General features: G+C 61.0%; 24 protein-coding genes. 18 read left to right on the forward strand and 6 right to left on the reverse strand.

All coding sequences use genetic code 11. The features are described from left to right. Positions 1-1,129, reverse strand: a 1,129-nt coding sequence (locus tag ACIOYV_RS23755) for an aldehyde dehydrogenase family protein (RefSeq protein ID WP_401327535.1), incomplete at its 3' end; no start/stop codon positions are given. 459 nt (positions 1,130-1,588) lie between these two features. Between ACIOYV_RS23755 and ACIOYV_RS23760 the strand changes: the two genes are divergently transcribed. The 4 genes from ACIOYV_RS23760 to ACIOYV_RS23775 all read left to right on the forward strand — a co-directional run bounded on the left by ACIOYV_RS23760 (position 1,589) and on the right by ACIOYV_RS23775 (position 5,929). Further along, positions 1,589-3,508, forward strand: a complete 1,920-nt coding sequence (locus ACIOYV_RS23760) for a sigma-54-dependent Fis family transcriptional regulator (protein WP_401327538.1) — start codon at positions 1,589-1,591, stop codon at positions 3,506-3,508. 165 nt (positions 3,509-3,673) lie between these two features. After that, positions 3,674-5,023, forward strand: coding sequence for a UDP-N-acetylmuramate:L-alanyl-gamma-D-glutamyl-meso-diaminopimelate ligase (gene mpl / locus ACIOYV_RS23765; protein WP_401327541.1), 1,350 nt, complete (start codon positions 3,674-3,676; stop codon positions 5,021-5,023). Continuing rightward, on the forward strand, positions 5,020-5,652 hold the full coding sequence (gene ubiX, locus ACIOYV_RS23770; protein WP_054052392.1) for a flavin prenyltransferase UbiX: 633 nt from the start codon (positions 5,020-5,022) through the stop codon (positions 5,650-5,652). The genes mpl and ubiX overlap by 4 nt, the downstream gene beginning before the upstream one ends. Next, on the forward strand, positions 5,645-5,929 hold the full coding sequence (locus tag ACIOYV_RS23775) for a YceK/YidQ family lipoprotein (RefSeq protein WP_265041107.1): 285 nt from the start codon (positions 5,645-5,647) through the stop codon (positions 5,927-5,929). Before ubiX ends, ACIOYV_RS23775 begins: the two co-directional genes overlap by 8 nt. Positions 5,930-6,071: 142 nt before the next feature. Here ACIOYV_RS23775 and ACIOYV_RS23780 read toward each other — a convergent pair whose 3' ends face one another. The 3 genes from ACIOYV_RS23780 to ACIOYV_RS23790 all read right to left on the reverse strand — a co-directional run bounded on the left by ACIOYV_RS23780 (position 6,072) and on the right by ACIOYV_RS23790 (position 9,017). Beyond that, positions 6,072-6,713: an oxidoreductase gene (locus tag ACIOYV_RS23780; protein WP_290024400.1), complete on the reverse strand. Its 642-nt coding sequence runs from the start codon at positions 6,711-6,713 to the stop codon at positions 6,072-6,074. 27 nt (positions 6,714-6,740) lie between these two features. After that, entirely contained in the window at positions 6,741-8,459 is a 1,719-nt protein-coding gene (locus tag ACIOYV_RS23785) for a C13 family peptidase (RefSeq protein WP_163911504.1), read from the reverse strand. 102 nt (positions 8,460-8,561) lie between these two features. Further along, complete coding sequence (locus ACIOYV_RS23790; protein ID WP_008035756.1) at positions 8,562-9,017, reverse strand: MaoC family dehydratase; 456 nt, start codon at positions 9,015-9,017, stop codon at positions 8,562-8,564. Positions 9,018-9,212: 195 nt separating this feature from the next. Here ACIOYV_RS23790 and ACIOYV_RS23795 point away from each other — a divergent pair, with 195 nt between their 5' ends. From ACIOYV_RS23795 to ACIOYV_RS23805, 3 genes are read left to right on the forward strand one after another with little or no spacing between them, the layout of a single operon-like run. After that, on the forward strand, positions 9,213-9,575 hold the full coding sequence (locus ACIOYV_RS23795; RefSeq protein WP_054616728.1) for a CidA/LrgA family protein: 363 nt from the start codon (positions 9,213-9,215) through the stop codon (positions 9,573-9,575). Then, positions 9,572-10,288 carry an LrgB family protein gene (locus ACIOYV_RS23800; protein ID WP_054052398.1) on the forward strand — a complete coding sequence of 239 codons (717 nt, stop codon included), beginning with the start codon at positions 9,572-9,574 and terminating at the stop codon, positions 10,286-10,288. The genes ACIOYV_RS23795 and ACIOYV_RS23800 overlap by 4 nt, the downstream gene beginning before the upstream one ends. Positions 10,289-10,298: 10 nt before the next feature. Then, positions 10,299-10,889, forward strand: coding sequence for an LON peptidase substrate-binding domain-containing protein (locus tag ACIOYV_RS23805; RefSeq protein WP_054052402.1), 591 nt, complete (start codon positions 10,299-10,301; stop codon positions 10,887-10,889). Between the two features lie 159 nt (positions 10,890-11,048). Here ACIOYV_RS23805 and ACIOYV_RS23810 read toward each other — a convergent pair whose 3' ends face one another. Together ACIOYV_RS23810 and ACIOYV_RS23815 are read right to left on the reverse strand one after the other, a co-directional pair. Further along, a complete protein-coding gene (locus tag ACIOYV_RS23810) occupies positions 11,049-12,365 on the reverse strand; it encodes a bifunctional DedA family/phosphatase PAP2 family protein (RefSeq protein ID WP_401327548.1) in 1,317 nt (438 codons plus the stop codon). Between the two features lie 161 nt (positions 12,366-12,526). Continuing rightward, positions 12,527-13,225: a DNA-3-methyladenine glycosylase gene (locus tag ACIOYV_RS23815; RefSeq protein WP_401327551.1), complete on the reverse strand. Its 699-nt coding sequence runs from the start codon at positions 13,223-13,225 to the stop codon at positions 12,527-12,529. Between the two features lie 176 nt (positions 13,226-13,401). Here ACIOYV_RS23815 and ACIOYV_RS23820 point away from each other — a divergent pair, with 176 nt between their 5' ends. The 11 genes from ACIOYV_RS23820 to lipB form a co-directional block, all read left to right on the forward strand. Further along, positions 13,402-14,673, forward strand: a complete 1,272-nt coding sequence (locus ACIOYV_RS23820) for a glutamate-5-semialdehyde dehydrogenase (RefSeq protein ID WP_401327554.1) — start codon at positions 13,402-13,404, stop codon at positions 14,671-14,673. A 1-nt stretch (position 14,674) separates the two neighbouring features. After that, positions 14,675-15,364, forward strand: a complete 690-nt coding sequence (gene nadD / locus ACIOYV_RS23825; protein ID WP_054052411.1) for a nicotinate-nucleotide adenylyltransferase — start codon at positions 14,675-14,677, stop codon at positions 15,362-15,364. A gap of 74 nt (positions 15,365-15,438) precedes the next feature. After that, a complete protein-coding gene (gene rsfS, locus ACIOYV_RS23830) occupies positions 15,439-15,933 on the forward strand; it encodes a ribosome silencing factor (protein ID WP_054052413.1) in 495 nt (164 codons plus the stop codon). Between the two features lie 9 nt (positions 15,934-15,942). Beyond that, a complete protein-coding gene (gene rlmH, locus ACIOYV_RS23835) occupies positions 15,943-16,410 on the forward strand; it encodes a 23S rRNA (pseudouridine(1915)-N(3))-methyltransferase RlmH (protein WP_007937439.1) in 468 nt (155 codons plus the stop codon). A gap of 10 nt (positions 16,411-16,420) precedes the next feature. Further along, complete coding sequence (gene mrdA / locus ACIOYV_RS23840; protein WP_163911518.1) at positions 16,421-18,316, forward strand: penicillin-binding protein 2; 1,896 nt, start codon at positions 16,421-16,423, stop codon at positions 18,314-18,316. 31 nt (positions 18,317-18,347) lie between these two features. Continuing rightward, positions 18,348-19,451 (forward strand): rod shape-determining protein RodA, encoded by a 1,104-nt coding sequence (rodA, locus tag ACIOYV_RS23845; RefSeq protein ID WP_054052418.1) that lies wholly within the window; start codon positions 18,348-18,350, stop codon positions 19,449-19,451. A gap of 17 nt (positions 19,452-19,468) precedes the next feature. Further along, complete coding sequence (gene mltB, locus ACIOYV_RS23850) at positions 19,469-20,476, forward strand: lytic murein transglycosylase B (RefSeq protein WP_054616724.1); 1,008 nt, start codon at positions 19,469-19,471, stop codon at positions 20,474-20,476. Next, entirely contained in the window at positions 20,476-21,489 is a 1,014-nt protein-coding gene (locus tag ACIOYV_RS23855) for a septal ring lytic transglycosylase RlpA family protein (RefSeq protein ID WP_054052422.1), read from the forward strand. The genes mltB and ACIOYV_RS23855 overlap by 1 nt, the downstream gene beginning before the upstream one ends. Positions 21,490-21,669: 180 nt before the next feature. Then, a complete protein-coding gene (locus tag ACIOYV_RS23860) occupies positions 21,670-22,827 on the forward strand; it encodes a D-alanyl-D-alanine carboxypeptidase family protein (RefSeq protein WP_054052424.1) in 1,158 nt (385 codons plus the stop codon). An 80-nt stretch (positions 22,828-22,907) separates the two neighbouring features. Further along, positions 22,908-23,183 carry a DUF493 domain-containing protein gene (locus ACIOYV_RS23865; RefSeq protein WP_054052426.1) on the forward strand — a complete coding sequence of 92 codons (276 nt, stop codon included), beginning with the start codon at positions 22,908-22,910 and terminating at the stop codon, positions 23,181-23,183. Further along, the coding region (gene lipB / locus ACIOYV_RS23870; protein ID WP_401327560.1) for a lipoyl(octanoyl) transferase LipB at positions 23,183-23,776 on the forward strand (594 nt) is incomplete at its 3' end. The genes ACIOYV_RS23865 and lipB, both read left to right, overlap by 1 nt.

Here is a 23,776-nt window from a genome sequence, read left to right on the forward strand (position 1 = left end):
CCTCGAGTTTTTCCACCTTGCCGCCAGTCAGCAGCTCGGCGCCTTCGCCCTTGGCGATTTCCAGGTACGAAAGGATTTTGTCGAATTGCTGCTCGGACGCCTGGGCGCCGACCATGGTGTCGGTGTCCAGCGGGTCGCCACGTTTTATCGACAGGACTTTCTTCATCACGACTTTCATGAAGTCGTCATAGATCGATTCCTGCACCAGCGCGCGAGACGGGCAGGTGCAGACTTCGCCCTGGTTGAAGAACGCCAGCACCAGGCCTTCGGCGGCTTTTTCGATGAAGGTTTCTTCGGCTTGCATGATGTCGGCGAAGAAGATGTTCGGCGACTTGCCTCCCAGCTCCACGGTGGACGGAATAATGTTTTCGGCGGCGGCGTGCATGATGTGCGAGCCGACCGGGGTCGAGCCGGTGAAGGCAATCTTGGCGATGCGCTTGCTGGTGGCCAGGGCTTCGCCGGCTTCTTTGCCGAACCCTTGCACGACGTTGAGCACGCCAGGTGGCAACAGGTCGCCGATCAGTTCCATCAGCACGGTGATGCCCAGCGGGGTTTGCTCGGCAGGCTTGAGCACCACGCAGTTACCGGCGGCCAGGGCCGGGGCGAGTTTCCAGGCGGCCATCAGGATAGGGAAGTTCCACGGGATGATCTGACCGACCACGCCCAGCGGTTCATGGATGTGATAAGCCACGGTGTTGCCGTCGATCTCGGCAGCGCTGCCTTCCTGGGCGCGGATGCAACCGGCGAAGTAGCGGAAATGGTCGGCTGCCAGCGGGATGTCGGCGTTGAGGGTTTCGCGAACGGCTTTGCCGTTGTCCCAGGATTCGGTGATGGCCAGGAGTTCCAGGTTCTGCTCGATGCGGTCGGCGATTTTCAGCAGCACCAGCGAGCGCGCCTGGGCGGACGTGGCGCCCCAGGCATCGGCAGCGGCGTGGGCAGCGTCCAGGGCTTTGTCGATGTCTTCGGCCGTGGAGCGCGGGAATTCGGCAATCGGTTGGCCATTCACTGGCGAGGTATTGGTGAAGTACTGACCTTTGACAGGCGCGACGAACTCGCCGCCGATGTAGTTACCGTATTTGCTCTTGAACGAAACGATAGCGCCTTCAGTACCGGGGTGAGCGTAACGCATGGTGATTTCTCCTTGGCTTTTGTGCTTATAAGGGAGAGCGCATGTGCGCCTGCTATAAGCGTAGAGCAAAGGTTGGGCCACTGCCTTGCAGGGCAGGCAAATCAAGGCCTTGCACGATTTTTGTCGGACAAGCGGATGGCATCTGTGACGGTTTCGATACAGCCTGGGTGACAGTTTGTACCGCTTGTGGCACAGGTTGTGACTGGGTGGTCTTGCCAGCATTGCAAAGCAAGGGAGGCTGGAGGATGCTGGGCCACAATTGCTATGCCGCTCTTCCTTTGTGGCGAGGGGGCTTGCCCCCGTTGGGCTGCGAAACAGCCCCGGATCAGTCGAATCGATTCGACCGTCACACCGCGTGCTCAGGATCTACGACTGCTGCGCAGCCGAACGGGGGCAAGCCCCCTCGCCACAGGTTTGTGGCCAAAGCGAGAACTCACCTTGCGGGGAAAATAATAAGAAATGCACGACAACCATTTGAGTCGCCATGCCCAGCAAGTCCTGACCGTTACCCAGGGAAAATCGCACCTGCACGGCCCTGGCAGCGATCCGTCGATTGCCCGCTCCTGGCTGCGTTGTCTTGAGGATTATCATCTCGACCCGGCCCTGACCATGGCGCCAACGGTGCTGGAACATGGCCGCGTACTCGAAAGCCGCGAGCGCCTGCAACAAGTGCTGCACATCGCTGGCAATGAAATGACCAGCCTGCACCAGCAACTCTCCGGCGCCGGTCACGCGGTGCTGCTGACCGATGCCCGTGGGGTGATCCTCAATTGCGTCACTGCCCCCGCCGAACGCAAGATTTTCGAGCGCGCCGGGCTCTGGCTAGGCGCCGACTGGAGTGAAGCCTGCGAAGGCACCAACGGCATCGGCACCTGCCTGGTAGAGCGCCAGGCCCTGACCATTCACCAGGACGAACACTTTCGCGGCCGTCACACCGGCCTGACCTGCTCGGCGAGCCCGGTGTTCGACCCGCACGGCGAACTGCTGGCGGTGCTTGACGTGTCTTCGGCGCGGCATGAAGTCTCGCGGCAGAGCCAGTTCCACACCATGGCCCTGGTCAATCTGTCGGCGAAGATGATCGAGAGCTGTTATTTCCTGCGCTACTTCGACAATCAATGGTTGCTGCGTTTTCACCTTCAGGCGGAATCCGTCGGGCTGTTCAGCGAAGGTCTGTTGGCGTTTGATGGCGAAGGGCGGATCAGCGCGGTCAACCAGAGTGCGCTGAACCTGCTGGGGCACATTCGCGGCGGGCTGCTGGGCAAACCGGTGGAAGCGTTTTTCGATTGCACGCTGGATGAATTGCTGGGGCGTGCGAGTGTGAATGCCAGCGCCAGTTGGCCGTTGCGCACCCGTGACGGGCGCAGTCTGTTTGCCCTGTTGCGCGGCCAGCCGCGCAGTATTCCGGTGCCAGTGGTGCAAAGTCCGGTGATTGCCGAGCGTCCGCGCCTGTCCGGTATTTGCCTGGGCGATGCGGCGTTGCAGGAAGACTTCCGCAAGGCCCTGCGTGTGTTCGAACGGGACGTGCCACTGTTGATCAATGGCGAAACCGGGTCTGGCAAAGAGGCCTTCGCCAAAGCTGTGCACCAGGCCAGTCAACGGGCGGAAAAGTCCTTCGTCGCCCTCAACTGCGCGGCCATCCCGGAAAGCCTGATCGAAAGCGAACTGTTCGGCTATCGCGGCGGCAGTTTTACCGGTGCGCGCAAGGAAGGCATGCGCGGCAAGTTGCAACAGGCGGATGGCGGCACATTGTTCCTCGATGAGATCGGCGACATGCCCCTGGCGTTGCAGACCCGATTGCTGCGAGTGCTGGAAGATCGCCAAGTGGTGCCGATTGGCGGCGAGCCCGAGTCGGTTAACGTCCGGATTATCAGCGCCACCCACCGGAATTTGCTGGATCGAGTGCAGGACGGCAGCTTCCGCGAGGATTTGTATTATCGGCTCAATGGGCTGGAAGTCGCGTTGCCTGCGCTGCGTGAGCGCACTGATAAATCCCAGTTGCTCGATTTCCTGCTGGCCGAAGAGGCGGGCGGGGAGACGGTGTTGATTGATCAACCGGCGCGACAGGCCTTGTTGGGTTTTGCCTGGCCGGGGAATGTGCGGCAGTTACGCAATGTGCTGCGCACCTTGGCGGCGTTGTGTGATGGCGGGCGGGTTGGGCTGGAGGATTTGCCGGCAATGATTCGTCAGGCGCGGCCGGTGGTTGCGGCTGCGGTGGAAGAGCCTTCCGAATTCCCGCTCGATGATGCGGAGCGCTTGGCGTTGCTGAATGCGCTGGAGCAGCAGCGCTGGCACATGACGCATACGGCTGAGCAGCTAGGTGTCAGCCGTAACACCCTCTATAGAAAACTACGCAAACACGGAATCGCCAGGAACCTGTAGGAGCGAGGCTTGCCCGCGAAGAACGATAACGCGGTGTATCAGACAGACCGCGTCGTGGCCTTCGCGGGCAAGCCTCGCTCCTACGGGTTGTGCGATCGACCCGAAACAAAGGTGCGATTTTCCCCACCCTACGCTAACCTGCGGCCATGTTTTACGAGGTCGACTATGCACATTCATATTCTTGGTATCTGCGGCACTTTCATGGGTTCGATGGCTGTTCTTGCCAAAGAGCTGGGCCATCACGTGACGGGCTCCGATGCCAACGTCTATCCGCCGATGAGCACGCAGCTTGAGGCTCAGGGCATTCAGTTGACCCAGGGTTACGACCCGGTGCAGCTCGATCCGGCCCCGGATCTGGTGGTGATCGGCAATGCCATGTCCCGTGGCAACCCGGCCGTTGAATACGTCCTGAACAAAGGCCTGCCTTACGTTTCCGGCCCGCAATGGCTGGCGGATCACGTGTTGCGGGGCCGCTGGGTGCTGGCCGTCGCCGGCACTCACGGCAAGACCACCACCAGCAGCATGCTCGCCTGGGTGCTGGAACACGCGGGCATGAGCCCGGGTTTCCTGATCGGCGGCGTGCCGCAGAATTTCTCGGTGTCCGCTCGCCTGGGTGGCACACCTTTCTTCGTGATCGAAGCCGACGAATACGACAGCGCGTTCTTCGACAAACGCTCCAAGTTCGTTCACTACGGCCCGCGCACGGCGATCCTGAACAATCTTGAGTTCGATCACGCCGACATCTTCCCCGATCTTCCGGCGATCGAGCGGCAGTTCCACCATTTGGTGCGGACCATTCCTAGCGAAGGCCTGGTGATCCATCCGACCACCGAACCTGCCTTGCAGCGCGTGATCGAGATGGGCTGCTGGACCCCGGTGCAAACTACCGGTGCCGGCGGTCAGTGGCAGGTCAGGCTGTTGAGCGAAGACGGTTCGAAGTTTGAAGTGATGTTCGAAGGCGTCGCCCAAGGCGTGGTCGAGTGGGACATGACCGGTCAGCACAACGTTGCCAACGCCTTGGCTACCCTGGCGGCCGCGCGTCATGTCGGCGTTGTACCGTCGCTGGGCATTGCCGCGTTGAGCGCGTTTAAAAGCGTGAAGCGCCGGATGGAGAAAGTCGCGGAAGTGCGTGGCATCACCATCTATGACGACTTCGCCCACCACCCGACCGCCATTGCCACCACCCTCGATGGTTTGCGCAAAAAGATCGGCGACGCGCCGTTGATCGCGATCATCGAGCCGCGCTCAAACTCCATGAAGCTCGGCGCGCACCGTGACGGTTTGCCGGAAAGCGTGGTCGATGCCGATCAGGTGATCTGGTATGCGCCGGCCAACCTCGGCTGGGATCTGGCCGGCACGGCGGCGCTGTGCACCGTGCCATCGATTGTCAGCGATTCCCTCGAAGGCATCATCGAACGCGTGAAAAGCCAGGCCCAGCCCGGCACCCATGTGGTGATCATGAGCAACGGCGGCTTCGGCGGTCTGCACGGCAAACTCGCCGAGGCGCTGCAATGAACAATGGCCCGGAACGCATCACGCTGGCGATGACCGGCGCTTCCGGCGCCCAGTACGGCTTGCGCCTGCTGGACTGCCTGATACGCGAAGACCGGGAGGTGCACTTCCTGATCTCCAAGGCTGCGCAACTGGTGATGGCCACCGAGACGGACGTGACGCTGCCGCCGAAACCACAAACCATGCAGGCTTTCCTCACCGAATACACCGGGGCGGCTGCCGGGCAAATCAAGGTCTACGGCAAGGAAGACTGGATGTCGCCGGTGGCCTCGGGCTCTGGTGCTCCAGCGGCGATGGTGGTGGTGCCGTGTTCGACCGGAACCCTGTCGGCCATTGCGACCGGGGCCTGTAACAACCTGATCGAACGCGCCGCCGATGTGACCTTGAAGGAGCGCCGCCAGTTGATTCTGGTGCCGCGCGAGGCGCCGTATTCGAGCATTCATCTGGAGCACATGCTCAAGTTGTCGAACATGGGCGTGACGATCCTGCCGGCCTCGCCGGGGTTTTATCATCAGCCACAGACCATCGACGACCTGATCGATTTCGTCGTCGCACGGATCCTCAATCTGCTGAACATTCCCCAGGACATGCTGCCTCGTTGGGGCGAGCATCATTTGAGCAGCGATGAATAAACTGCTGATGGTCCTGCTGGTGCTGCAACTGGCCGGCTGCGCCACGGCGCGCACCCTCGATGCCGCCAAACCGGGGGCGCCGGTGGTGTATTCGGGGACGCGCCTGGATTTGTATGCGATGAATGGCGGTTGCTGTGCCATGGATCGTTTTGGTGCCGAAGCGCCGAGCTATCCCGGCGTTGACCTGCCGGCCAGCGCGTTGCTCGACACCTTGTTGTTGCCGTTGTCGGTGTTGACGGTGATTGGCGTGAGTTTTCAGGCGACGGGCGGGTTGTAGGGGATTCCTGTGGCGAGGGGGCTTGCCCCCGTTGGGCTGCGAAGCAGGCCCCAAGCCAGGCGCCTCGATTTACCAGACACACCGCGTGCACAGGATTTACGACTGCTGCGCAGCCGAACGGGGGCAAGCCCCCTCGCCACAGTTATTTACCTAACTTACGCAACTCATCCGACTCGACCACCCGCACGCCATCCTGCTCTTCCAGCGCCAGTCGCCACATTGCCCGCGCCAGTTGGCAGGCTTCGATGCCGTGGTATTTGCCCGGGATCAAGCGCGACAACGGCCCAGCAAACTGCTCGGCCATGCGCGGTTCAAGACGTTCGCCAAGCAACAACGAAGGTCGGCAAATCGTCAGTTGCGGCCAGTCCTGCGCGCGCAATGCGTATTCCATCTCGCCTTTGACCCGGTTGTAGAAAACCGTGGATCTGCGATCTGCCCCCAGGGCGCTGATCACGATCAAGTGCCGAGCACCCATTTCCCGGGCACGTTTGGCGAACGCCACCACCATGTCCAGGTCCACCGCGCGAAATGCCTGCTCGGAGCCAGCCTGTTTGATCGTGGTGCCGAGGCAGCAGTAGGCGATGTCGACGCGACCGTTCAATTGCGGCAGGAACACGGCAGGGTCGCCGACGGGGTTTTCCAAGTGGGGGTGCTCGGCCAGTGGCCGGCGTGAAGGTGCCAATACCCGCGTAATCGTTGGCTCATTGAGCAGGCGATCAAGCAAATGTTCGCCGGTTAATCCGGTAGCTCCGGCAAGCAATACATGCTGAGGCGTCAAGTACATAGTGTTTCCCCCTTGATACTGTTCAGCTTAGTTGCTCTTGGCGTCCTTGCTGCTGATAGCAGCACTTTGTAATGCTTTTCGGGCTTGTTGCTTGCGCAACAGCTGCCAGTGGGAGAGCACGGTTTTCGGCGCCCAGATCTGCGGTTCAGAGGCTTCGAAGTTATCCGCCAGCTCGCGCTCGGCCACGGTGGCCTTGGCCAGTTTGAAGGCCTGCTCCAAATCGTCGGTCTGGTTCAGCGCCTGGGCGAACAAGGCGTCGCCGAAGTAAGTGAAGTTGGCCTCTTCTGAGCAACCGAAGGACACCCGGTCCGCCCGCGAGGCGGTCATGATCAACGTGCGCTCGTCTTTCAATGCCGGGATGAAACCACCGGAATAGCAGGAAGAGATGACAATTATCTTGTCGCGATTTTTCAGCGGGGCGAGCACCGCTGCCAGTTCGTCGGCCGGCAGGTCAGCCAGTTCCATGCGTGGCTGATCGAGCACAAGTTCGTGTTCGCTGGTGCCGTGGCTGGTCAGGTAGATAAACAGCAAGTCTTCCGGACCACTGCGTTCGGCCAGGGTCTGGGCGGCGCGGCGCAGGTTTTCCCGGGTGGCCATCGGACGGTCGGCGAGGTGGTCGCGGTGGTTGACCAAGCGAATCTGGCCGTAAGCGCCGAAACGGCTGGCGAGCATGTTGGCGACGTAGTCGGATTCGCGCAGGAACACGCTTTGCTTGCCGTCGCCGCCGAGGGTCAGGGTGTACAACTCGACCGCGGGGGTTGAGGCGGGCACATTGGCCAGCGCTTCGTCGAGCAAGCGGCCTTGGGCCAGCAAACCGGATTCCAGGGTGTCGGGCAGCAACTTGCCGTCGGCATCGCGCACACGCTGGCCGTTGATCCAGGTGCCGCTCATCACGGTGCCATCGGTCAGCACCAGGGTGCCGCGACCCGAGTAGCTGTCGCTGTCGAAGCCGCCGACGTAGAAACTGCCGTCGGCCAGGTTCAAGCGGCCCGGGCCGGTGAAGCGCCAATCGCTGAACTGGCCGATGTAATGACTGCCGTCGGCACCGACCAATTCGCCCTTGCCGCTGAGCGCGCCTTCCTTGAACTGGCCGATCCACACATCGCCATCGGCGTTTTCGTAGCGGCCCTTGCCGTGGAGTTGGTTGTCCTTGAAACCGCCGACGTAGATATCACCGTCAGCGCTGTTGAACGTGCCGTTGCCTTCGAGTTGCCCGTCGACGAAATGCCCGCTGAACTGATTGCCGCTGGCATCGCCGCGCTGGCCTTCGCCGTTGGGTTTGCCGTGGGCGAACTGGCCTTGATAGGTGCTGCCGTCGTCGAGTTCGAGACGACCGAGCCCGGAATACTGATCGGACTTGAACTCACCACGGTAAGTCATGCCGTTTTCTTTGAGGGTGCCTTCGCCGTCGCGCCGGCCCAGCTTGAAGCCGCCGGTGTAACTGCTGCCATTGGTGGTTAGCGTGCCCTGGCCGTCGAACAGCCCTTGCTGGAACTGCCCGCGATAGACCTCGCCATTGCTGCCGTGCCATTCGCCCTGGCCATGCCACTGGCCTTTGTCGAACTCCCCGGCGTACCAGCTGCCGTTCGGGTAGTCGATGCGGCCCTGGCCCTGCAACAACCCGTTGACCAGATCCCCTCGATAGCGTCCGCCGTCCGGCAGGCGCGCGTCAGGGGACAACAGCGATTCACCATCGCCGCAAGCGGTGAGCATCAGGGTCAAAGCGAGGAGTGCAAGTGAGCGCATAGCGGGATCCGGGCAATTAGGCGACCGAGTATGCCGCAGCTATGCGTCGCATATATAGAGAAGGTCGCGAAACAGCGTGCGCTGCTTCGCATTCGGGATGGTTTACACGAAACAGAGGGACAGCGGTTCAGCGATGTACGCCGGTTTGTCCGAGCCTTCTATCTCAAGGGTGGCGGTGGCCTTGAGCAGCCACTGGCCGGGTTTCTTCTCGGTGACTTCGGTCAGGTCGACCTTGAGCCGTACTTTCGAGTTGACCTTGACCGGCTGGATGAAGCGCACGCTGTCGAGGCCGTAATTGACCACCATCTTCAAGCCTTCCGGCAGGATCAGGATGTCTTCCATCAGTTTGGGGATCAGCGACAGCGACAGGAAACCGTGGGCGATGGTGCTGCCAAATGGCGTTTGCGCGGCTTTGACCGGGTCGACGTGAATGAACTGATAATCCCCGGTGGCTTCGGCGAACAGGTTGATGCGCTCCTGATCGATGGTGAGCCATTCGGAACGTCCAAGTTCCTTGCCGACATAATCTTTGAGCTCTGCAACGGGAACATAGGGCATTGAGACTCTCCTTGGGTTCATCGGTTTTATAGTTTTGAGGTGGGGGGATTTGACCTCCCGGATTACCACTTTAGATCAACATGGCAAATTGCTCCGGTCAACTGACCATGCTTTTGGCGAATGCCGGTGTATAGCGTCGGCATGCTTATAATGCCCGGCCCCTTTTTGGTGGGGAGCGCGCGCGGGAGATGCTGGATGTTGTTACGTGGCCTGACCTGGCTGGTGCTGTTCCAATTGCTGGGCACAGCCATCAACCACCTGTTTTTGCCGGTGCTGCCGGGGCCGATTGTCGGCCTGCTGCTGTTACTGGTGTTTCTGATTTGTCGTGGCGAGGTCGGTGAACCACTGAACCTGGCCGCCAGCAGTTTGCTGCGCTACCTGCCATTGCTGCTGGTGCCGCCGGCGGTGGGCGTGATGGTTTACGCCAAGGATATCGCCGCGGACTTCTGGGCGATCACCGGTGCGCTGGTGCTGTCGCTGCTGTTGTCCATGGCGTTCGCCGGGGTGTTGATGCAGCGTCTGGTCAAGCGCCATGCGCATCGTGGGGATCGCCCATGATCCTCGACTGGCAAGGCGCGCTGGATTCGGTGATTCATCATCCGCTGTTCGGCATCGGCATTACCCTGGGCGCCTATCAACTGGTGCTCGCGGCGTTCGAGAAAACCCGCTGGATCTTCCTGCAACCGGTGCTGGTGTCGATGGTGCTGGTGATTGGCGTGTTGGTGAGCTGCGGCCTGACCTACGCCGAGTACCGCAAGAGCACCGAGATCCTCAGTATCCTGCTGGGCCCCGCGACTGTTGCGTTGGCGGTGCCGCTGTACTTGAACCTGCGACGGATTCGACAGTTATTCTGGCCGATATTTACTACGCTGGTGATAGGCGGAGTGGTCGCCACGGGCATGGGCGTGTTGCTGGGCTGGTGGTTCGGTGCCGAACACATGATCCTGATGACCATGGCGCCGAAATCCGTGACCTCGCCGATTGCGATGTTGGTGGCCGAACAGATTGGTGGCGTCGCGGCGCTGGCAGCGGTGTTCGTGTTGATTACCGGCGTGATTGGTGCGATTTTCGGCCCGAGCCTGTTGACGCGTCTTGGTGTCCACAGCCCCGAGGCACGCGGAATGGCGTTAGGCATGACCGCCCATGCGGTCGGCACTTCGGTGGCCTTGCAGGAAAGTGAAGAGTGCGGCGCCTTCGCGGCGCTGGCGATGAGTCTGATGGGCGTGGCGACGGCAGTGTTCCTGCCGTTGGCCGTGTCGATGGTGGTGTAAGGAAATGTCTATGAGCTTGCCGCTTTTCCCGCTGAACACGGTGCTGTTCCCCGGTTGCATCCTTGATTTGCAGATTTTCGAGGCGCGCTACCTGGACATGATCAGCCGCTGCATGAAACAAGGCAGCGGCTTCGGCGTGGTGTGCATCCTCGACGGCGAAGAAGTCGGCATCGCCCCGGCGGGTTATGCGCTGGTGGGCTGCGAAGCACTGATCACCGACTTCAAGCAGCAGGACAACGGCTTGCTGGGGATTCGGGTGCAGGGTGGGCGGCGCTTCCACGTGTTGCGCTCCGAAGTGCAGCGCGATCACCTGACCCTCGCCGACGTCGAGTGGCTGGAAGACGAGCCGGAACAACCGTTGCAGGACGAGGACGCCGACCTGGTCGCCTTGCTCAAAGCACTGGCCGAACACCCGATGGTCGAAGCGCTGAACATGGGCACCGAGGCGACCGGGCAACAGTCATTGGCCAATCAACTGGCCTACCTGCTGCCATTTGCCGAGGTCGACAAGATCGACCTGCTGCAACTCGACGATCCGCAGCAACGGCTGGATGCGATTCAGGCGTTGCTGGATGAGTTGCAGGGCGAACTGTTCGCCTGAGATCTCACCCGTAGCAGCTGCCGAGCCCGCGAGGCTGCGTTCGAGGACGAAGTCCTCGCAAATCCTGAGTACGCGGTGTGTCTGATTGGCGACTGCTACGCAGCCGAACGCAGCCTCGCGGGCTCGGCAGCTGCTACAGGGCCGCTTTAACTCCGGTCTTCAATACGCGTAGCGCAACATCATGTGCGGCAGATGCCGCAACGCGAAAAAGGCAAACAACGCCAGCAACGACGGCAGCACCAGCCACCAGACCTTCGGCGGCATGGCGTTGAGCGGCGACTGGCGTTGACTCAGCCACAGGCTCGCCGCGCAGACACCGGCTGCCAGCATCGCGCCGGCCAGCACGTCCGTTGGCCAATGGGCGCCCAAATAGACCCGCGACAACGCAATCGCCAGCGCCGGCAGGCAACCCAATAGCAGCCAGGTCAGGCGCATGCGTGGCGGTTGTCCGCGCCCGGCGAGTACGGCGATGGCGAGGAACAGCGCGAAAGAACCGGAGGCGTGACCGCTGGGCATGCTGTAACTGGTCAGCGGGTCGCTCAACACTTCCGGGCGCATCCGGGCGAAGAAGTGTTTGGTCACGGTGTTGCCCAGCGCGGTGAACAGCAGCGCTCCGCCCGCGAAAATCGCCTGGCGCCATTGTCGGGTGAGTAACAGCAAGCCGGTCAGCAGGGCGCTGAACATCAGCATGTTGCGGAATTCGCCGATCAGCGTAAACGTCACGGCCACTTCATCGAGCATCGGGCTGCGGTGTTCCTGCACCAAAGTCATCACGCCCTGGTCGAGGGCGGTCAGGTGCGGATAGCCGATAAACAGCCCGATCAGAATCACCAGCCCGAGGCCGGCAATATAAGCGGTGGCGTGACGATGACGGCGCATGCTGCTGGTGACGCTCAGGCCGATCATCAGCGCGATGCTGCCGGCGACAATCCCCGCTTCCGGCCAGAAGCCGTCCGGTAATGGCAGGCGAATCGCCGCCCCTGTGGCCCAGCCCGGCAGCAGGTAAGCGATGCTCCAACCGGCGGCGGCCAACAGGCTGACGGCGGCGAAGCGCGGGAAGGGCATGTCGAACATGCCGGCGACCATTGGCAGCATCGGTCGCAACGGGCCGATGAAACGTCCTACCAACAGGCTGGCGATGCCGTAGCGCTGGAAGTAGGACTCGGCCCCGGCAATCCATTCCGGGTGATGGCGCAAACCGGGCAGGCGCCGGATGTTCTGGTGGAAATGTCGTCCCAGGAAGTATGAAACCACGTCACCCAGCAAACCACCGAGAAACCCCAGCAACAGCGTTTCACCCAGCGACAACGCGCCACTGCCCGCCAGCACCGCCACGGCAAACAGCAAAACGGTGCCCGGCACGATCAACCCGGCAATCGCCAGGCATTCCACGCACGCCACTATAAAGACCGCGGCGGCCAGCCACTGTGGATTGACCGTCAACCAGCCAGTGATGCTATCGAGCCATGGGCCCATACCTGCAACTCCATTGAAATGTTTAATTCATGCAATCTACAAAACAGCACAGATCCCTGTGGGAGCGAGCTTGCTCGCGATAGCGGAGTGTCAGACGACATCATTTCGACTATTAGTCCGCTATCGCGAGCAAGCTCGCTCCCACATTGGATCTTTGATAATCAAGACAACAAAAAATAATCGCGACCTTCGACCTGCCCCCGGCGCAGCGGGTTCCGTGTGCAGTAGGGCGCATACGCCGCATCCACAAAGCGGTACATCAAGTGTTCATCACGCCCATGAGGAATCCCCAGGCGAGTGGTCTGGATAATGTGGGCGGGCGCCGGGCCGACGTCTTGCACCAGCAGCACTTCATGATCAAAACGCTTGGCGTCCCAGGCCGGCACCTTCAAACCCAGCGCTTTGCACAGCAACGTCTGGCCGGCGCAGAGTTTTTGCGAGGGGCGAGGGCGGCCCTGGGCATCGGGATTGTTCAGCAGCATCTGCGCCAGGCTCGCCGGCCCGCTCAATTCATCGACCCACGGATAGGCGGATTTGATCAGCACCGCGTTGCCCGGTCCTTGGGCGCTGAAGTTCAGCGAATCACCGCCCCGGGCGTAATACATATAGATGTGTCCGCCATCCAGAAACAAAGCCTTACGCTTTTCTGTGTAGCCGAGGGACGCGTGGCTGCCTTTTTCTTCGCAGTAATAGGCTTCGGTCTCGATGATCTGGGCGCTGAGCCACAGGTCGCCGACCCGGTGACGGATGACTTTGCCCAGTAGTTCTCGGGCCAGAACTTGCGCGTCACGGTCGAAAAAAGCGTCCGGCAGCGCCGTGGGCAGGGCCGCAAGGGCGGCGCGAACAGTCAGGTTGGACATGATGAACGGCGTTTATCAGGGCTGAATGAGCGGTGATGATAACAATTTGCAGCTTAATCACGGCTGAACGTCGGCAAATTGCCCTCCATTTCGACCATCCGCCCGTCACCGCTGTTAGTCCTAGGACGCGACAGCTATAATCTGCCGCTTTCATCTTTGCCAAGACCCCATCAGACATGACTGAGTCCGTCCTCGACTACATGACCCGCCTGGGTCGCGCTGCCCGCCAGGCGTCGCGCATCATCGGCCGTGCCAGCACTGCGCAGAAAAACCGCGCCTTGCAGGCTGCTGCCAATGCGCTGGACGCTGCGCGCGGCGAGTTGACGGCTGCAAATGAGCTGGACCTGGCCGCTGGTCGGGCCAATGGTCTTGAGTCGGCCTTGCTGGAACGCCTTGCGCTGACCCCGGCGCGCATCGACGGCATGATCGTCGGCCTGCGCCAGGTCGCGGCCTTGCCGGACCCGGTCGGCGCAATCCGCGACATGAGCTTTCGCCCGTCGGGCATTCAGGTCGGCAAGATGCGCGTGCCGTTGGGCGTGATCGGGATCATCTACGAATCCCGCCCGAACGTGACCATCGACGCCGCTAGCCTGTGCCTGAAGTCGGGCAACGCGACCATCCTGCGTGGCGGTTCCGAAGCAATTCATTCCAACCGTGCCATTGCCGCCTGCATCCAGCGAGGTCTGGCCGAGGCCGATCTGCCGGCCGCCGTGGTGCAAGTGGTCGAAACCACCGACCGTGCCGCCGTCGGCGCGCTGATCACCATGCCTGAATACGTGGACGTTATCGTGCCGCGTGGCGGCCGTGGCCTGATCGAGCGAGTCAGCCGCGACGCTCGCGTGCCGGTGATCAAACACCTGGACGGCATCTGCCACGTCTACGTCAGCGAACACGCCGACCTGCCGAAAGCCCAGCGCATCGCCTTCAACGCCAAGACCTACCGTTATGGCATCTGCGGCGCGATGGAAACGTTGCTGGTGGATCAAAGCGTTGCCAAAGATTTCCTGCCGTCGATGGCGGGCCAGTTCCGCGAAAAAGGCGTTGAACTGCGCGGTTGCGAGCGCACCCGGGCGATCATCGAGGCTGTTGCGGCCACCGAAGACGACTGGAGCACCGAATACCTGGCGCCGATCCTGTCGATCCGCGTGGTCGACGGACTGGACCAGGCCATCGAGCACATCAACCAGTACGGCTCCCATCACACCGATTCGATCGTCAGTGAAAACCTGGCGGATACCCGGCGTTTCGTCGCGGAAGTCGACTCGTCATCGGTGATGATCAACACCCCGACCTGCTTCGCCGATGGCTTTGAATACGGATTGGGTGCCGAGATTGGCATTTCTACTGATAAGCTGCACGCCCGCGGCCCGGTGGGTCTCGAAGGTCTGACCTGCGAGAAGTACATCGTGGTCGGTGACGGCCAGTTGCGCGGACAGGAGTCGGTCTGACTTGGGCGACCTCGACCCGTCAGCCCCGGTCATCGCCGGCGAGGCTGGGCCTCGACGCATAGGCGTGCTGGGCGGAACGTTTGACCCGGTGCATATCGGCCATTTGCGCGGTGCACTGGAAGTGGCCGAGTCCCTGGGGCTCGATGAGTTGCGACTGACACCCAGTGCCAGGCCGCCTCATCGGGACACGCCGCAGGTCTCGGCGCAGGACCGTCTGGCGATGGTCGAGTGCGCGGTGGCCGGTGTGGCGCCGTTGGTGGTGGACGCCCGCGAATTGCAGCGGGACAAACCGTCCTACACTATCGATACCCTGGAATTGATGCGCGCCGAAATGGCCGCGGATACTCAGGTTTTTCTACTTTTGGGCTGGGACGCATTTTGCGGCCTGCCCACTTGGCACCGCTGGGAAGAGTTGCTCCAGCATTGCCACATCCTGGTGCTGCAACGCCCGGATGCCGACAGCGAACCGCCGGATGCCTTGCGCAATCTGTTGGCGGCACGCTCGGTGAGCGACCCGCTGGCCCTCAAAGGGCCGAGCGGACAGATTGCATTCGTCTGGCAGACACCGCTCGCGGTATCCGCCACCCAGATCCGTCAACTGCTGGCCAGCGGTAAGTCGGTACGTTTCCTGGTTCCCGACGCGGTCCTGGCCTACATCGATGCGCACGGTCTCTACCGTGCGTCGAACTGAAAAAAAGGGCACGTTTCAAGGCACGAAATGACGTGTATTGAAACGCCCGAACATACGAGCAAAACGAGTTTTATATGACGAACAAAGACGTAACTAAAGTAAAGCGCAAAGGCACGTTCAAGAGCGCTCCACTGCCTGAGCCGGTCCTGACCAACGAGCCCCTGAAGGGTGATGAGCTGGTCAAGGTTGCCGTAGCCGCCCTGGAAGACGTGAAGGGCCAGGACATCCAGGTCATCGACGTTCGCGAAAAGCAGAGCATCACTGACTACATGATCATCGCTACCGGTACTTCGAACCGCCAGATCGGCGCGATGCTGGACAAGGTCCGCGAAGCCGTCAAAGCCCTGGGCATCAAGCCATTGGGTGAAGAAGGCAAGGGCGACAGCGACTGGGTCCTGCTGGATATGGACGACGTGATCGTGCACATGATGACCGCGTCAGCTCGTCAGTTTTACGATCTTGAGCGTCTGTGGTCCGGCGCTGAACAGAGCCGTGCCCTGAACGCGGCTCACCACAGCCCGGAAAACACCCACGAGCATTTCATCAAGCTCAACAAAGACCAGCAGTAAGGGACCGCTGTGCGACTGCGACTGATCGCCGTCGGTTCACGCATGCCCAAATGGGTGGAAGAAGGCTGGCATGAATATGCCAAGCGTCTTCCGTCCGAGCTGGCGCTGGAACTGGTGGAAATACCGCTCAATACCCGTGGCAAGAACGCCGACGTGGCGCGCTTCATCCGTCAGGAAGGCGAAGCCATGCTGGCCAAGGTCGGGCCGAACGAGCGGGTTGTCACCCTCGAAGTCCACGGCAAGCCCTGGAGCACCGAGCAACTGGCGGTCGAACTCGATCGCTGGCGGCTGGACTCGCGCACGGTGAATTTCATGGTCGGCGGCCCCGAAGGGCTGGCGCCGGAAGTCTGTGCCCGGGCTGATCAGCGTTGGTCGTTATCGCCGTTGACGTTGCCGCACCCGTTGGTGCGGATTCTGATCGGCGAACAGTTGTATCGTGCCTGGACAGTCCTGTCCGGCCACCCTTACCACAAGTAGTTCTGCCCTCATGTCCCAGCCGATCCGCATCAAGGACCACGAAAAAGACGCCCGTCTGGTGCGTGGCCGCGTCGTGTTCGGGGCAATTGCGGTGGTGGCGCTGATCTGCGTGCTGATCGCGCGGCTGTATTTCCTCCAGGTCATCCAGTACGAGTACCACTCGACCCTGTCGGAAAACAACCGCGTCCATGTGCAGCCGATTCCGCCGACCCGTGGGTTGATCTTCGACCGTAATGGCGTGGTGGTGGCCGATAATCGGCCCAGCTTCAGCCTGAGCATGACCCGCGAGCGCTCCGGCGACTGGCAGCAAGTGCTCGACGTGATCGTCCAGGTGCTGGAACTGACGCCCGAGGACCGAGGGATCTTCGAGAAACGCATGAAGCAGGGGCGTCGGCCATTCGAGCCGGTGCCGATTCTGTTCGAGCTGACCGAAGAGCAGATCGCGCGGATCGCGGTGAATCAGTTCCGGCTGCCGGGTGTGGAAGTGGTCGCGCAGTTGGTGCGGCATTACCCGCAGGGCGCGCACTTTGCGCATTCCGTGGGTTACATGGGCCGGATCAACGAGAAAGAGCTCAAGACGCTGGACCCGGTCGGTTACAGCGGTACTCATCAAATTGGCAAGACCGGTATCGAGCGCTTCTACGAGCCCGAGCTGCACGGCCAGGTGGGTTACGAAGAAGTCGAGACCAACGCTCGGGGCCGCGTCTTGCGCGTGCTCAAGCGCACCGATCCGATTCCTGGCAAGGACATCGTCCTGAGCCTGGACATCAAATTGCAAGAAGCTGCCGAGTTGGCTCTCGGCGGTCGCCGTGGTGCGGTCGTCGCGCTGGACCCGAATACCGGCGAAGTCCTGGCCATGGTCAGCCAGCCGAGTTTCGATCCAAACCTGTTCGTCACCGGCATCAGCTTCAAGGCCTACGCCGAGTTGCGCGATTCCATCGACCGGCCATTGTTCAACCGCGTGCTGCGCGGTCTGTACCCGCCGGGCTCGACGATCAAGCCAGCGGTGGCGATTGCCGGCCTGGACTCGGGTGTGGTCACGGCTTCGACCCGGGTCTTCGACCCCGGTTATTACATGCTGCCCAACTACGATCACAAATACCGTAACTGGAACCGTACCGGCGACGGCTACGTGGACCTGGACACGGCGATCATGCGTTCCAACGACACCTACTTCTATGACCTGGCGCACAAGCTGGGCATCGACCGGTTGTCCTCGTACCTGGGCAAGTTCGGCATCGGCCAGAAGGTCTCGCTGGACATGTTCGAAGAATCCCCGGGTTTGATGCCGTCCCGCGAATGGAAACGCGCGACCCGGCGTCAGGCCTGGTTCCCCGGCGAAACCCTGATTTTGGGGATCGGCCAGGGCTACATGCAATCGACGCCGCTGCAACTGGCGCAAGCCACGGCGCTGGTGGCCAACAAGGGTGTGTGGAACCGTCCGCACCTGGCCAGGACGGTCGAAGGCGAAAAGCCCAAGGATGAGAATCCGATGCCGGACATCATCCTGCGCGATCCGTCCGACTGGACCAAGGTCAACCACGGCATGCAGCAGGTAATGCACGGCGCTCGCGGTACGGCGCGCAAAGCCGCCATCGGTTCGCAATACCGGATCGCCGGTAAAAGTGGTACGGCCCAGGTGGTCGCGATCAAGCAGGGCGAGAAGTACGACCGCTCCAAGGTGCAGGAACGCCACCGCGACCACGCCTTGTTCGTCGGTTTCGCGCCCGCCGATAACCCGAAAATCGTGGTGTCGGTGATGGTCGAGAACGGCGAGTCCGGTTCCGGCGTCGCGGCACCTGTTGTGCGTCAAGTCATGGATGCCTGGCTCCTGGACCAGGATGGACGACTCAAACCTGAGTACGCCGGCCCTATCAGCGCGGAGGCTACGGCCCGTGAAGAGTAATTTCGATCGCATCCTCTCCAGTGAGGACGTGATGCGTCGCCGTGCGACGCTGCTGCAACGCATGCACATTGATGGCCCATTGTTGATCCTGCTGCTGACCCTCGCCGCCGGCAGCCTGTTCGTGCTGTATTCGGCCAGTGGCAAGAGCTGGGACCTGCTGGCCAAGCAAGCCACTTCATTCGGCATCGGCCTGGTGTCGATGATCGTCATCGCCCAGTTCGAACCGCGTTTCATGGCCCGTTGGGTGCCAATCGGTTATGTGCTCGGCGTGTTGTTGCTGGTGGTGGTGGACGTCATGGGCCACAACGCTATGGGCGCCACGCGCTGGATCAACATTCCCGGGGTGATCCGCTTCCAGCCCTCGGAATTCATGAAGATCCTGATGCCCGCGACCATCGCCTGGTATTTGTCCAAGCGCACGTTGCCGCCGCAACTCAAGCATGTGGGCGTCAGCCTGTTCCTGATCGGCTTGCCGTTTATCCTGATCGTGCGCCAGCCGGACCTCGGCACTTCGCTGCTGATCCTCGCGGGCGGCGCGTTCGTGCTGTTCATGGGTGGCCTGCGCTGGCGCTGGATCCTCAGCGTGATCGCCGCGGCGGTGCCGGTGGCGGTGGCGATGTGGTTCTTCATCATGCATGACTACCAGAAGCAGCGAATCCTGACCTTCCTCGACCCGGAAAGCGATCCGTTGGGCACTGGCTGGAACATTATTCAGTCCAAGGCAGCTATCGGTTCCGGCGGCGTATTCGGTAAAGGCTGGCTGCTGGGCACCCAGTCGCACCTGGACTTCCTGCCGGAAAGCCACACCGACTTCATTATTGCGGTACTGGGCGAAGAATTCGGTTTGGTGGGTATCTGCGCACTGCTGCTGATTTACCTGTTGCTGATCGGTCGCGGGCTGGTGATTACGGCCCAGGCCCAGACTTTGTTCGGCAAATTGCTCGCCGGCAGCCTGACTATGACGTTTTTTGTTTACGTTTTCGTCAACATCGGTATGGTCAGTGGCCTGTTGCCGGTTGTGGGGGTGCCGTTGCCGTTCATTAGCTACGGAGGAACTTCGCTGGTGACGCTGCTGTCAGCGTTTGGGGTTTTGATGTCGATCCATACCCATCGTAAGTGGATCGCACAGGTTTGAATAAGGTGAAGATTTCAATGCAAGTAATGCATGGCTGGGCGACTCGATACGCTCCGTGGGTCGGCCTGGTAGGCATCCTTGGTACCGCGGAAACGCGGGCCGGCGATTACGAAGGCTCACCCCAGGTGGCCGAATTCGTCGGTGAAATGACCCGCGACTACGGTTTTGCCGGTGAACAGCTGATGGGCGTGTTCCGCGAAGCCGAGCGCAAACAGGCGATCCTCGACGCAATCTCCAAACCCGCTGAGCGAGTCAAACAGTGGAATGAATATCGCCCGATGTTCATCACCGACGCGCGTATTGCCCGTGGTGTGGACTTCTGGCGTCAGCACGAGGCGGTACTCGCCCGTGCCGAGCAGGAATACGGCGTACCCGCCCAGGTGATCGTCTCGATCATCGGCGTTGAAACCTTTTTCGGCCGTAATACCGGCAATTACCGGGTGATCGACGCGTTGTCGACCCTGGGTTTCGACTATCCTCCCCGTGCCGAGTTTTTCCGCAAGGAGTTGCGTGAATTCCTGCTGCTGGCCCGGGAAGAGCAGGTCGATCCACTGACCCTCAAAGGCTCCTACGCCGGTGCCATGGGCTTGCCGCAGTTCATGCCGAGTAGTTTTCGCGCGTATGCGGTGGATTTCGACGGTGATGGCCACATTAATATCTGGAACAACCCGGACGATGCCATCGGCAGCGTCGCCAGTTATTTCAAGCGTCACGGCTGGGTCGCCGGCGAACCTGTGGTCAGTCGCGCCGATGTGCGTGGCGATCAGGTGGACGACGGCCTGACCACCGGCATCGAACCGACGAAAACCGTCGGGGAGTTGCGGGCGTTGGGGTGGTCAAGTCATGATGCGCTGCGCGATGATATGCCGGTTACGGCTTTCCGCCTGGAAGGTGACAACGGCCCCGAGTACTGGATGGGCCTGAAGAATTTTTACGCGATCACGCGTTATAACCGCAGCGTGATGTACGCCATGGCCGTACATCAACTGTCTGAACAGCTGGTCCAAGCACGGGGCGTCAAGTAATGCGGGCATTGCCTATGAATAAACCCCTGAAGCTGATGGCATTCGCCGCGTTGGCGGTGCTGGTCGCCAGTTGTTCGACCAGCCGCGCGCCAACGCAAAAAACCTCCAACACCGCCGTGCGCGCTACGCCGGGACTGGACATCAACCGCGCCCACAAAGATGGCGCGCCGTGGTGGGACGTGGATGTTTCGCGCATCCCGGACGCCACGCCGACCCTGCACAGCGGTCCTTATAAAGCCAACCCGTACACCGTGCTGGGCAAGACCTATTTCCCGCTGCAAGAGTCCAAGACCTACGTCGCCTCGGGCACGGCGTCCTGGTACGGCACCAAGTTCCACGGCCAGAACACCGCCAACGGCGAAGTCTATGACCTGTACGGCATGAGTGCCGCGCACAAGACCTTACCGCTGCCAAGTTACGTTCGGGTGACCAACCTGGACAACAACAAGAGCGTGGTCTTGCGCGTCAATGACCGTGGGCCGTTCTACTCGGACCGCATCATCGATTTGTCCTATGCCGCCGCCAAGAAACTGGGCTACGCCGAAATCGGCACCGCGCGGGTCAAGGTCGAAGGTATCGATCCACAACAGTGGTGGGCCGCGAAAGGCCGTCCGGCGCCTTTGATGCTCAATGAGCCTCAAGTAGCGCAAAATGCCGCGCCAACGATTACCGCTTCGGCGGGGACGGTCGAGCAGTGGACGCCACCGCCGCAGCAACACGCCGCGGACACCGTGCCTGTGCCGATCAGTGCAAAAAAAAACGCTTCTGTACCAGCCTCTGGCCAGTATCTGCAGGTGGGCGCGTTCGCCAACCCGGACGCTGCAGAACTCCTGAGATCGAAGCTCAGCGGGATGGTGAGCGCTCCGGTGTTCATCAGCTCGATAGTGCGCAACCAACAGACATTGCATCGGGTACGGCTGGGGCCGATGGGTTCTCCGGGTGAAATCCAGCAAGTGCAGAACAGTGTGCGAATGGCCAATCTCGGTTCGCCGAGCCTGGTTACCGCCGAGTAACACGCAGTACTTGATTGAAGGTTCGCTTGCGGTTTGGGGGGCGAACCTGGTTGTTGGCTCGTTAAGAACAAAAGCCCGGCAAGGGTTCTGAGTGAGCAACTGAACACGCGACAGCTCGTTAGAAAGCTGTCTGATTAGTTTTGCCTTCGGGCAGTTTCCATTAGCGATTTCGAGAGACGGATGAACATCACCACCTTTGCCAAACGCCTGTGCCTGTTAGTCCCGCTGTTCATCACGCCTGCCGCTTTTGCGGTAGAAATGATGCCGTCGCCACCGCAACTGGCCGCCAAATCCTACGTGCTCATGGACGCCAGCAGCGGCAACGTGCTGGTCGAGAACAACGGTGACCAGCGCCTGCCGCCCGCCAGCCTGACCAAACTGATGACCGCGTACATTGCGACGCTGGAAATCCGTCGTGGCCAGATCGGCGAAAACGACCCGGTGACCGTCAGCGAAAACGCCTGGCGTACCGGCGGTTCGCGGATGTTCATCAAGGTTGGCTCGCAGGTGACTGTCAGCGATCTGCTGCACGGCATCATCATTCAGTCGGGTAACGACGCCAGTGTTGCGCTCTCCGAGCACATCGCCGGTAGCGAAGACGCGTTCGCCGACATGATGAACAAGACGGCCGGCGACCTGGGCATGACCAACAGCCACTTCATGAACCCGACGGGTTTGCCGAACCCTGAGCACTACTCGTCGGCTCACGACATGTCGTTGCTGGCTCGCGCAATCATTCACGAAGACCCGGCTCACTACGCGATCTACTCGCAGAAAGAGTTCTTCTGGAACGGCATCAAGCAGCCTAACCGCAACCTGCTGCTGTGGCGCGACAAGACCGTCGATGGTCTGAAAACCGGTCACACCGACGAAGCCGGCTACTGCATGGTGTCTTCGGCCGTACGTGATGGCATGCGCCTGATCGCCGTGGTGTTCGGCACCAACAGCGAAGTGGCTCGCGCCTCCGAAACCCAGAAACTGCTGACCTACGGTTTCCGCTTCTTCGAAACCCAGACCTTCTATCAGAAAGGCGCCGAGCTGGCTCAGGCTCCTGTCTGGAAAGGCACCACCAATCAAGTCAAGGCCGGCCTGGCTGAAGACTTGACCATGACCCTGCCAAAAGGCCAGCTGAAAAAGCTTGCCGCCAGCATGACCATGAACCCGCAACTGGTTGCGCCAATCGCCAAGGGCGACGTGATCGGTAAAGTCGAAGTGAAACTGGACGACAAGGTAGTGCACAGCGCTAACCTGATCGCTCTGGACGCGGTCGACGAGGGTGGTATCTTCCGTCGCATGTGGGATAGCATCCGTCTATTCTTCTACGGCTTGTTCAACTGAATTAGTGTGGACCTGCATGGCTCCGTTCCAACCCGGGACGGAGCCATGTCCGTTGCCACGGCTTACGAGGCCGTTACGCCATGACAGACACTGAAGTAAAGGCGCCAAAGATCGAATTTCCCGCCAATGATTACCCGATCAAAGTGATCGGCGACACCATTGTCGACATCAAGCAAAAGATCATCGACATCGTCAAGAAACACGCGACGATCAACGATGAGAAGGTGGACGAACGCCAGAGCAGCAACGGCAAGTACACCACCATCCAGTTGCACATCATCGCCACCGGTCAAGACCAGCTGTACGACATCAATAGCGAGTTGCGGGCTACCGGTTTCGTGCACATGGTGCTGTGATGCCGGGCACGCTGGGCTTTCGTGAGCTCGGCCAGATGGCTTACGAGCCGGTCTGGCATGCCATGCAGCGCTTCACCAACGAACGCGGCAGCGATGCCGCGGACGAGATCTGGCTGGTGGAACACCCACCGGTGTTCACCCAGGGCCAGGCCGGCAAGGCCGAGCACCTGTTGCTGCCGGGAGATATTCCGGTGGTGCAGGTCGATCGCGGCGGTCAGGTGACTTACCATGGTCCCGGCCAATTGGTGGCGTACCTGTTGCTGGATGTGCGCAAACTGGGTTTCGGCGTGCGTGACCTGGTCACCCGCATGGAACACTGCCTGATCGAGTTGCTGGCCAGCTATGGCGTAACTGCCGCAGCCAAGCCAGACGCGCCAGGTGTCTACGTCGATGGGGCGAAAATCGCGTCCCTGGGCCTGCGGATCCGCCACGGTTGTTCCTTTCATGGCCTGGCGCTGAACGTGGACATGAACCTGGAACCGTTTCGACGGATTAATCCCTGCGGCTACGCCGGGCTGGCGATGACCCAGCTGAGCGATCACGCAGGATCGATTGAATTTGCCGAGGTAAGTGCCCGGCTGCGGCGACCACCG

The sequence above is a fragment of the Pseudomonas sp. NPDC087342 genome (assembly GCF_044744265.1).
In the GTDB taxonomy this organism is placed as follows: domain Bacteria; phylum Pseudomonadota; class Gammaproteobacteria; order Pseudomonadales; family Pseudomonadaceae; genus Aquipseudomonas; species Aquipseudomonas nunensis.

What these genes read in the sequence shown, in the direction of transcription:
- ACIOYV_RS23760 (WP_401327538.1), top strand. Translation starts at nt 1,589, where the DNA reads ATGCACGACAACCATTTGAGTCGCCATGCCCAGCAAGTCCTGACCGTT.
- mpl (WP_401327541.1), top strand. Translation starts at nt 3,674, where the DNA reads ATGCACATTCATATTCTTGGTATCTGCGGCACTTTCATGGGTTCGATG.
- ubiX (WP_054052392.1), top strand. Translation starts at nt 5,020, where the DNA reads ATGAACAATGGCCCGGAACGCATCACGCTGGCGATGACCGGCGCTTCC.
- ACIOYV_RS23775 (WP_265041107.1), top strand. Translation starts at nt 5,645, where the DNA reads ATGAATAAACTGCTGATGGTCCTGCTGGTGCTGCAACTGGCCGGCTGC.
- ACIOYV_RS23780 (WP_290024400.1), bottom strand. Translation starts at nt 6,713, where the DNA reads ATGTACTTGACGCCTCAGCATGTATTGCTTGCCGGAGCTACCGGATTA.
- ACIOYV_RS23785 (WP_163911504.1), bottom strand. Translation starts at nt 8,459, where the DNA reads ATGCGCTCACTTGCACTCCTCGCTTTGACCCTGATGCTCACCGCTTGC.
- ACIOYV_RS23790 (WP_008035756.1), bottom strand. Translation starts at nt 9,017, where the DNA reads ATGCCCTATGTTCCCGTTGCAGAGCTCAAAGATTATGTCGGCAAGGAA.
- ACIOYV_RS23795 (WP_054616728.1), top strand. Translation starts at nt 9,213, where the DNA reads ATGTTGTTACGTGGCCTGACCTGGCTGGTGCTGTTCCAATTGCTGGGC.
- ACIOYV_RS23800 (WP_054052398.1), top strand. Translation starts at nt 9,572, where the DNA reads ATGATCCTCGACTGGCAAGGCGCGCTGGATTCGGTGATTCATCATCCG.
- ACIOYV_RS23805 (WP_054052402.1), top strand. Translation starts at nt 10,299, where the DNA reads ATGAGCTTGCCGCTTTTCCCGCTGAACACGGTGCTGTTCCCCGGTTGC.
- ACIOYV_RS23810 (WP_401327548.1), bottom strand. Translation starts at nt 12,365, where the DNA reads ATGGGCCCATGGCTCGATAGCATCACTGGCTGGTTGACGGTCAATCCA.
- ACIOYV_RS23815 (WP_401327551.1), bottom strand. Translation starts at nt 13,225, where the DNA reads ATGTCCAACCTGACTGTTCGCGCCGCCCTTGCGGCCCTGCCCACGGCG.
- ACIOYV_RS23820 (WP_401327554.1), top strand. Translation starts at nt 13,402, where the DNA reads ATGACTGAGTCCGTCCTCGACTACATGACCCGCCTGGGTCGCGCTGCC.
- rsfS (WP_054052413.1), top strand. Translation starts at nt 15,439, where the DNA reads ATGACGAACAAAGACGTAACTAAAGTAAAGCGCAAAGGCACGTTCAAG.
- mrdA (WP_163911518.1), top strand. Translation starts at nt 16,421, where the DNA reads ATGTCCCAGCCGATCCGCATCAAGGACCACGAAAAAGACGCCCGTCTG.
- rodA (WP_054052418.1), top strand. Translation starts at nt 18,348, where the DNA reads ATGCGTCGCCGTGCGACGCTGCTGCAACGCATGCACATTGATGGCCCA.
- mltB (WP_054616724.1), top strand. Translation starts at nt 19,469, where the DNA reads ATGCAAGTAATGCATGGCTGGGCGACTCGATACGCTCCGTGGGTCGGC.
- ACIOYV_RS23855 (WP_054052422.1), top strand. Translation starts at nt 20,476, where the DNA reads ATGCGGGCATTGCCTATGAATAAACCCCTGAAGCTGATGGCATTCGCC.
- ACIOYV_RS23860 (WP_054052424.1), top strand. Translation starts at nt 21,670, where the DNA reads ATGAACATCACCACCTTTGCCAAACGCCTGTGCCTGTTAGTCCCGCTG.
- ACIOYV_RS23865 (WP_054052426.1), top strand. Translation starts at nt 22,908, where the DNA reads ATGACAGACACTGAAGTAAAGGCGCCAAAGATCGAATTTCCCGCCAAT.